General features: G+C 69.7%; 8 protein-coding genes and 1 pseudogene. 7 read left to right on the top strand and 2 right to left on the bottom strand.

What is annotated here, in order from left to right:
- Positions 1–33: 33 nt before the first annotated feature.
- A pseudogene (locus tag AC2W7M_RS14865) lies at positions 34–932 on the bottom strand (LysR family transcriptional regulator).
- A gap of 151 nt (positions 933–1083) precedes the next feature.
- Here AC2W7M_RS14865 and AC2W7M_RS14860 point away from each other — a divergent pair.
- Positions 1084–1737 carry a hydrolase gene (locus AC2W7M_RS14860; protein ID WP_486133026.1) on the top strand — a complete coding sequence of 218 codons (654 nt, stop codon included), beginning with the start codon at positions 1084–1086 and terminating at the stop codon, positions 1735–1737.
- A 240-nt stretch (positions 1738–1977) separates the two neighbouring features.
- Here AC2W7M_RS14860 and AC2W7M_RS14855 read toward each other — a convergent pair whose 3' ends face one another.
- Positions 1978–2895, bottom strand: a complete 918-nt coding sequence (locus tag AC2W7M_RS14855; protein ID WP_486133025.1) for a LysR family transcriptional regulator — start codon at positions 2893–2895, stop codon at positions 1978–1980.
- A 164-nt stretch (positions 2896–3059) separates the two neighbouring features.
- Here AC2W7M_RS14855 and AC2W7M_RS14850 point away from each other — a divergent pair, with 164 nt between their 5' ends.
- The 6 genes from AC2W7M_RS14850 to AC2W7M_RS14825 all read left to right on the top strand — a co-directional run.
- A complete protein-coding gene (locus AC2W7M_RS14850; protein ID WP_486133027.1) occupies positions 3060–4112 on the top strand; it encodes a carbon-nitrogen hydrolase family protein in 1053 nt (350 codons plus the stop codon).
- A gap of 5 nt (positions 4113–4117) precedes the next feature.
- Complete coding sequence (locus tag AC2W7M_RS14845; protein WP_486133024.1) at positions 4118–4909, top strand: ABC transporter permease; 792 nt, start codon at positions 4118–4120, stop codon at positions 4907–4909.
- The gene (locus tag AC2W7M_RS14840; protein ID WP_486133023.1) at positions 4906–5748 is read left to right on the top strand and encodes an ABC transporter permease; all 843 of its coding nucleotides are present in this window, start codon (positions 4906–4908) and stop codon (positions 5746–5748) included. The genes AC2W7M_RS14845 and AC2W7M_RS14840 overlap by 4 nt, the downstream gene beginning before the upstream one ends.
- A complete protein-coding gene (locus AC2W7M_RS14835) occupies positions 5745–6569 on the top strand; it encodes an ABC transporter ATP-binding protein (protein ID WP_486133022.1) in 825 nt (274 codons plus the stop codon). The genes AC2W7M_RS14840 and AC2W7M_RS14835 overlap by 4 nt, the downstream gene beginning before the upstream one ends.
- A 67-nt stretch (positions 6570–6636) precedes the next feature.
- Positions 6637–7695 (top strand): ABC transporter substrate-binding protein, encoded by a 1059-nt coding sequence (locus AC2W7M_RS14830; protein WP_486133021.1) that lies wholly within the window; start codon positions 6637–6639, stop codon positions 7693–7695.
- Positions 7696–7810: 115 nt separating this feature from the next.
- Positions 7811–8287 (top strand): phenylacetaldoxime dehydratase family protein (locus AC2W7M_RS14825; RefSeq protein ID WP_486133020.1); only part of this gene is annotated, 477 nt, incomplete at its 3' end.

The raw sequence follows: 8287 nt of genomic DNA, 5'->3' as shown, positions 1-8287 counted from the left end.
CCTGATCGTCCGGCCCGCCGCGCCGATCCGCCGTCAGCGCACGCCGCCCGCGTCCGCCGCAGCCGGATCGCAATGCGCGATCAGGAGTTCGGTGAGGGACGCGGATCTTTGCGCGCGGGATGCTGGCCCCGGCGGGCGCACCACAATAAGCCCCCGCCGGCGGCCGGGGGATGACGCGCCAGAACCGGCACCAGCGCGCCGGCGGCGATATGGCCCTCGGTCAGGCAATCGGGCAGGCAGGCGATGCCGAGCCCCGCGGCGGCGGCGGCGGCGAGAGCGATGCCGTTGTCCGCCTTGAAGCGGCCCTGCGGGCGCACCGTGACGATCCGCTCGCCATCCATGAGCTGCCAGCTTTCGGTTCCCTGGAGGAGCGCCTCGTGGGCGACGAGGTCGTCGGGCGTCTCGGGCGCGCCGTGCGCGGCGACATAAGCCGGGCTGGCAACGAACTTGCCGAAGATCGGCCCGACACGCCGCGCGACCAGATTGGAATCCGGCAGATAGCCGACGCGGATGGCGCAGTCATAGCCCTCCGTGACTACATCGACGAAGCGGTCGCTGTAGCAGGTTTGGACCTGGAGGCGGGGATGGCGGCGCGCCATCTCCGCCAGCACGGGGGCGAAATGCGTGGGGCCGAGGGACAAGGGCATGGCGACGCGCAGCCGCCCGCTCAGGTCGCCCGCGGGCTGGAGCATGTCCCGCGCGCGTTCGATCTCGGCGTAGGCCCGGGCGGCATGGTCGCGGAACGCGATCCCGGCCTCCGTGAGCGCCGCGCCGCGGGTGGTGCGCGCCAGGAGCTGGGCGCCGAGTTCCGTCTCCAGCCGGAACAGGCGCCGGCTGACGATCGACTTGGAGACGCCGAGGCGCCGCGCCGCCGGGGAGACACCCCCCGCGTCCGCCACCTCCACGAAGGTGCGAAGCTCTTCGATATCCATTCGGCGTTCCCCGTTCAGCGACACAGCTTACCCCGATCTGGCGCTATCGCATCCCGTTGAGGAACGTCACAAGGGCCGCAGGCAACGGCGCCGTCTCCGGCGCATGTCTCCTGCAACCCCACGCCGCTTCGGCGGCTGCAAGGATCAGCCCATGACCTTTCGCAACGGACTTGCTTCGCTCCTGCGTCCCGAGGACTCGGTCCTCGTCCTGATCGACCATCAGCCCTTCCAGCTCGCGAACCTGAACAGCCACGAGCCGCAGATGGTGATCAACAATACGGCAGCGCTGGCGAAGGCGGCCAAGGCCTTCGGCGTCCCCACGGTGCTGACCACCGTCCTCGCCGAGCGCGGCGGCCTGCTGTTCCCGCAGATCACCGAGGTGTTTCCGGGCCAGGAGATCATCGACCGGACGCTCATCAACACCTGGCAGGACCCGAAGGTGGTCGACGTGGTCAAGGCGACCGGCCGCAAGCAGCTGATCATCGCCGGCCTGTGGACCGAGGTGTGCGTCGCCATGCCGGCGATCCAGGCGCTCGGCGGGGGCGTGGACGTGACGGTGGTGACGGATGCGTCCGGCGGCGTTTCGGTCGAATCTCACGCGGTCGCCATCCAGCGCATGATCGCCGCCGGCGCGAACATGATGACATGGATGGCGGTGGCTGCCGAATGGCAGCGTGACTGGGCGCGGCTCGATACCGCCGCCAAGGTGACCGAGGTGCTGGTGCAGCACGGCGGCGGCAGCGGCATCGCCTTTCTGTGGGAGCAGCAGTTGCTCAACACCCCGGTGCCGCCCGCCGTGGGCTGATCGGACGGGGAAGGGGCGGGGAGGAGATCGGCGGTCCGAGCGGCGCACCGCAAAGGCGGTGCGGCGGTCGCGGTCCCGCCCCCCTCTTCGCCCGACCCCGCCGCCTCCGACGGTCTTTGGCGCAGGAAGGGCGCCCGGCACCTCACGGATCGGTCGCTCCATGCCGTCGCCGAGGCGTGCGCCGGTCGCCGCCTCGGCGGCGCGAACGGTCCGGTCCGCACGCCGAAGCGGAGGGCGGGATCAGTCGGCCGGTCCAGCGACAGGGGCGGTCTGCCCCCGGCTCCAGGTTGCGAGAAAGCCCCGCACGAAATCCTGGAATGTCATGGTCAGCCGGCGCTTGGCGATCCGCTTCAGCGTGACCAGCACCACCTTCAGCGGCCGCACCCCGTCCTCCAGCGGCACGTTGACGATGCACGAGCCGTCATAGGTGATGGCGGAGGCCGTCTTCAGGTTCAGGATCGAATAGCCGAGCCCGTTGCCCACCAAGGTCCGCACCGCCTCGAACGAGGAGGAGCGGAAGCGGATGTTGGGCTCCAGTCCGGCCGCATAGAACAGGGAGAGGAAGTATTCGCGCGTGTGGGGCAGGTCCATGAGGATCATGGGCTCGGACGCGAGGTCCGCCAGCCGCACGGCCCGCCGGCCCGCCAGCCGATGGTGCTCCGGCAAAACCACGAATGCCGGAAGCTCGGCCATGTGGACCGCCTGGAACTGGTCGGACAATCCGAGATCGAAGGTGAGCGCGGTCTCGATGCGCCCGCTCTTCAGCCCCTGCAGGATCTCTTCCTGGTCGCCGATCTCGATATGGATGCGGATGCTCGGATAGCGCGCCGAGAATGAGCCCATGATGTTGGCGAACACCACCGGCGCGAGGTTGGTGAAGCAGCCGACGGTCAGGTCGCCCTCCACCGCATTGCCAAGCGCGCCGGCGATGGTCTCGAACTCGTCGGCATGGGCCAGCAGGCCGCGCGCCTCCAGCGCCACCAGTTCGCCCGAGGGCGTCAAAGCGAGGCCCTTGGCCGGCTTGCGCACGAACAATTGCAGGCCGACCTGCTCCTCGAAGTCGCTGACCGTGGTGGAGACCGATCCCTGGCTGCGGCCGAGCCGCTCGGCGGCCGCCGAGATGGTTCCACACTCCGCCACCGTCACGAAGGTGCGCACGCGCGGAGCGTAAAGCGGTTCATGTTTTCCGAACCTCATATTCTGTTTCTTATGTCTTTTAGAATGCTGCTCCAGCGATACGATGCTTGCAAGAGGCATGGCGAGCGGCGCTCCGCCGGCCTCCCGACAGGCCCGGCACGTTCATGGGAAACGACTGACATGAAATCTCTTTCGGGGGACAGCGCGAGCCGCACGGCCGTGGTTGCTGCAGCGCACGTTGCAGCCCCCCCTTCGATCTGGAAGGCGGGGTGGCGAAGGCCGTGGCGGTGATCGCCGAGGCGGCGCGGGCGGGCGCCCGGCTGGTGGTGTTCCCGGAATCCTTCATTCCCGGCTTTCCCATCTGGGCCGGCCTCTACCGCCCGATCGATGCCCACCGCTTCTTCCGCCGCTTCGCCGAGAACGCGCTGCTGTCCGACCGCGGCCCGATCGGCGAGATCGCCGCCGCTGCCGCCCGTCACCGCATCTTCGTGAGCCTCGGCTTCTGCGAGGTCTCGCCCACCAGCCCCGGCTGCATGTGGAATTCGCAGGCGCTGATCTCCGACACGGGCGAGATCGTGAACCTGCACCGCAAGCTCGTGCCCACCTTCTACGAGCAGCTGTCCTGGAACCGGGGAGATGCCGCCGGCCTGCGGGTGGTCAAGACCTCGCTCGCCCGGATCGGCGGCCTGATCTGCGGCGAGAACAACAACCCGCTGGCGCGCTACGTGCTCATGAGCGAGGGCGAGGAGATCCACTGCTCCTGCTATCCGGCGATCTGGCCGTTCCGCAATCCGCTGGGCGGGGCGCCCTATGACCTGAAGGACGCGATCCGCTTCCGCACCGCCGCCCACGCCTTCGAGGCCAAGGTCTATTGCGTCGTGGCGGCGGGGGTGCTCGACGAGCCCACCATCGCCGCCATGAGCGAGGGGGACGAGGAGGTGGAGGCCATGATGCGCGCCTGCCCGCGCGCCTCCTCCATGATCGTCGGCCCCACTGGCGAGCTGCTGGCCGACCGGGCGGCCGACGCCGAGGGCCTGGTGCTGGCGGAGATCGACCTCTCGGTGCTGGTGGAGCTGAAGCAGCACCACGACATGGCGGGCTATTACAACCGGCACGAGCTGTTCTCGCTGCAGGTGCGCCGCGAGCGGCCGCGGCTTCTGGACAGCCTCGACGCGGACCCGTCGACATTCGACGGCGAGGCCGATCCGCTGGCGCCGTTCGGCGCCGCGGCGGAGTAGAGGCCATGACCGCAGCCAGCCCCCTGCGCCGCTCGCTGGTCAGCGCGCCCGCCATCGGGGCGGCGGCGGTGCTCGCCTTCCTGATCGCCTGGTGGGTGTCGGCGAACACCTTCGACCCCATGCGCATCCCGCAGCCGGGCGACGTGTGGGACGCCGCCGTGCAGCTCGCCACCACCGGCTATGCGGGCGGCACCCTGGTCGAGCATACGCTGCAATCCATCAAGCTCGCCTTCATGGGTTTCGCGGTCGCTGCCGGAACGGCGCTGCCCATCGGCCTCGCCATGGGCATGAGCCGCGGCGCGGAGGCGGTGTTCGGGCCGATCGTCGCCTTCATCCGCCCGATCCCGCCGCTGGCCTGGATCCCGCTCGCCATCATCTGGTTCGGCCTCGGCGACGGCGCCAAGATCTTCGTCATCTGGTTCACCGCCTTCGTTCCGACCCTGATCAACACCTTCACCGGCGTGCGCAACGTCGATCCCACCATCATCGCCGCCGCGCGGGTGCACGGCGCCGGGCCGCGCCGGATGCTGCTGGACGTGATCCTGCCCGGCGCGGCGCCGCTGATCTTCTCCGGTCTCAGGGTCTCGCTCCAGGCCTCCTGGATGGCGCTGGTGGCGGCGGAGTTGATCGGCGCCTTCTTCGGCCTCGGCCGCGTGCTGATGACGGCGGCGCAGGACATCTTCCCCGGCATGATCGTCGTCGCCATGGCGGCGGTGGCCGCCTGCGGCGCCACCATGACGTGGCTGCTCGGCGTCGTGGAACGGCGCTGCCTGCCCTGGCTCAAGGTGACGCCATGACCATGGACTTGATCGCCAAATCCGATCTGCGGCCGGCCCGGCACCGGCCCGCCCGTCCGGCGCTGCGGCCCGGGGCGCGCCTCGGCCTGCTGTCGACCGCCAGCATCGCCTTCGCGCTCGGCCTGTGGTTCGCGCTCGCCTTGTCCGGCCTGCTGCCGAAGATGCTGCTGCCCTCGCCGTGGGATGTGGCGCAGGCGCTGGTGAAGAATATCGGCGTGCCGTTCGCGGGCGCAACGCTCCAGCAGCACCTCCTCGCCAGCCTCGGGCGCTTCTCCGCCGGCTTCGCGCTGGCGGTGGTGGTCGGGGTGCCCGTGGGCCTCCTGATGGGCTGGTTCGCGCCCTTCCGGCACGCGATCGCGCCGTTCTTCGAAACCTTCCGCTTCATCGCCCCGCTGGCCTGGGTGCCGTTCGCGGCGCTGTGGTTCGGCACCGGCATCGGCGGGCCGATCCTGATCGTCTTTTCCGGCGCGTTCGCGGCCTGCGTCATCAACACCTATCGCGGCGCGCGGATGACCGACGAGCGGCTCATCGAGGCCTGCCGCACGCTTGGGGCCGGCAACTGGCGGCTGATCGTCGACGTGCTCCTGCCCTCCGCGCTGCCGTCCATCATGGCCGGCATCCGCGTGGCGGCGGCGCTCGGCTGGCAGTCTCTGATCGGGGCGGAGCTGATCGTCGCCTCGTCGGGCGTCGGCTACCTCATCGTCCAGGGGCAGGGATCGGTGGAGACGCCGATCGTCATGGCCGGCATGGCCACCATCGGCTTCATCGGGCTCCTCATCGACCTGGGGATCCGGCAGATCGACGCGCGCATCGGACGCGCCTGGAGGGTTGGCGCATGAGCGGCATCGCATTCACCGACGTCACGCGTGCCTTCGAGCGCAAGGGCGGCGCGTTCCAGGCGCTGGAACCGGTGACGCTGCACGTGCCGGACGGCGAGTTCGTCGCCATCGTCGGTCCCTCGGGCTGCGGCAAGACCACGCTGCTGCGGCTCGCAGCCGGGCTCGACCATCCCACCACAGGCAGCGTGATGGTTGGCGGGCGGCCGGTGACGGGGCCGGGACCTGACCGCGCCGTGGTGTTCCAGCAGTTCGCGCTGCTGCCCTGGAAGACGGTGCGCCAGAACATCGGCTTCGGCCTGAAATGCCGCGGCATGAGCGAGGCCGAGGCGCGCCCCCTGGTGGAGCGCTATCTCGCCACCATGCGCCTCGAAGGCCATGGCGACAGCTATCCGCACCAGCTCTCCGGCGGCATGCAGCAGCGCGTCGCCATCGCCCGATCCTTCATCCTGGAGCCGGAAGTGCTGCTGATGGACGAGCCGTTCGGCGCCCTCGACGCGCAAACCCGCATCGAGATGCAGGAAGAGCTGATCCGCCTCACCGCCGGCCAGCCCCGCACGGTGCTGTTCATCACCCACTCGGTGGAGGAGGCGACCTACCTCGCCGACCGCGTGGTGGTGATGGCCGGCCGCCCGGGCTCGGTGCGCGAGATCGTCGACGTCGCCTCGCTGCGCAAGGCGGAGCGCTGGGCGGAGCGCTCGGTGGAGGAGGTGATGGAGCTCGAGAGCTTCATCCGCATCCGCACCCGCCTGTGGCGCCTTCTGCGCGCGTCCGGTGCCCATCGGAACGAGGCTTCGGACGCCAAGCTCTCCATCGCCTCCTGACGGCGGCGAAACGAACGACGACAAGAAGACAAGACCTTCCAGAAAAACGGGAACAGGAGTTCGAACCATGCTCAGTCGCAGCGCGTTTCTCGCACGCACCTTCCTGGCCGCCGGCATGGCCCTCGCCGTGCCGACGTTCGCCGCCCCGGTCCACGCGGAGGAGGTGAAGATCTCCTATCAGCCGGCGCTCTACTGGTCCCTGCCGTTCTACATCGCCAGCGAGAGGGGCTGGTGGAAGGAGATGGGGATCGAGCCGAGCTTCTCGACCTTCCCGGCCGGCCCGCAGCAGATCGCCGCCGCGCCGTCGAAGTCCTGGGACATCGGCGGCACCGGCTCGCCGCCGGCGGTGCTCGGCGCGGTGCGCTTCAACCTCGTCACCATCGCGCTCGCCGACGACCAGTCGGACACCGCCTGGGTCGCCGCCCGTGCCAAGGACGCGGACGCGATCCTCAAGGATCCCTCGATCCTGAAGGGCAAGGAGATCCTGCTCACCACCAATTCCACCGGCCACTACACGGCCGTGGCGTGCCTGAAGAAGATGGGCCTCGGCCCGAACGACGTGCGGGTGGTCAATCTCGGCCCGGCGCAGACCATCGCCGCCTATTCCTCGGGCAACGGCGCGCTCGCGGCCGCCTGGCCGCCCTTCTCCTACACGCTCCAGGAGAAGGCCGACACCAAAACGCTGTGCACCGGCCGCGACGGCGGCGCCGCCGTGACCGCCGCCGTGGTGGTGCGCGCCGATTTCGCCAAGGAGCATCCCGAAACCGTGGCGAAGGTGCTGGCGGTCTATCTGCGCTCCATCGCCTGGCAGAAGAAGCACCGCGCAGAGACCATGGCCTACATGAAGAAGTTCTATCCGGAAGGCGGCACCACCCTGTCCGATCACTTCATCGAGGTCGATTACGACAAGCGGCCGATCTACACGCTGGAGGAGCAGCTCAAGCTCTTCGACCGCTCGAAGGGCCCCTCGACCATGGACCAGTGGCACACGGATCTCGCCGATTACCTGAAGTCCACCGGCACGCTCCAGAAGACGCCCGAGGCGAAGGACTACATCACCGACAAGTTCCTGAAGATGATCGCCGACGATCCGAAGCTGCGCGCCTTCGCCATGGACCAGGGCTGAGCGCGCCCATGAGCGAGGAGCGCGCGCGCATTTACCCGATGAGCCGACCGGCGGGACATGTCCGCCGATCGCCCGCTATTCCTCGCGGTTCGACCATGCGCCGGGCCGGCTCGCCGTGCTGTTCGTCGGCATGGCGGCGGCGGATGAGAGCCTCGCGGCGCGCGCGCTCGCGGACTTCCTCGCGGCGGCGCTTGCGGCGCCCGATGCCCCCGGGCATCTGGACCGCGCCGCCTTCACCGACCTCGCCGGCCGGGTGAACCGCATGGCGGCGCTCTATTGGCCCGACCGCGCCGCCTATGTCCGCTGGCTCGAAGCGCCGGATGTGGCGGCCTGGCGCAGCGGCTCCCGCGCACACGCCGAGGACTTCGGCCAGTGGTGGGAGCCGGTGAGCGTGGCGCCCGAGCGGGCGGAGACGATCGCCTTCGCGGAATATCGCCGCGGCCTTTCCGGCTGCCCGTTCTCGCGCCTGGAGCAGATGGACCAGACCGGCTATTGGGGCGCGGCGCGCGACCGCATCCCGGCCTCGGCCTGGGGACCGGCTGGACGGGGACGTGGCGCGCCTCGTGCCGCTCGGCGCGATGCCGCAAACGCG

The organism is Xanthobacter sp. BG11Y11_SDJG, assembly GCF_057364445.1.
This window is presented reverse-complemented; position numbering and strand designations above follow the sequence as displayed.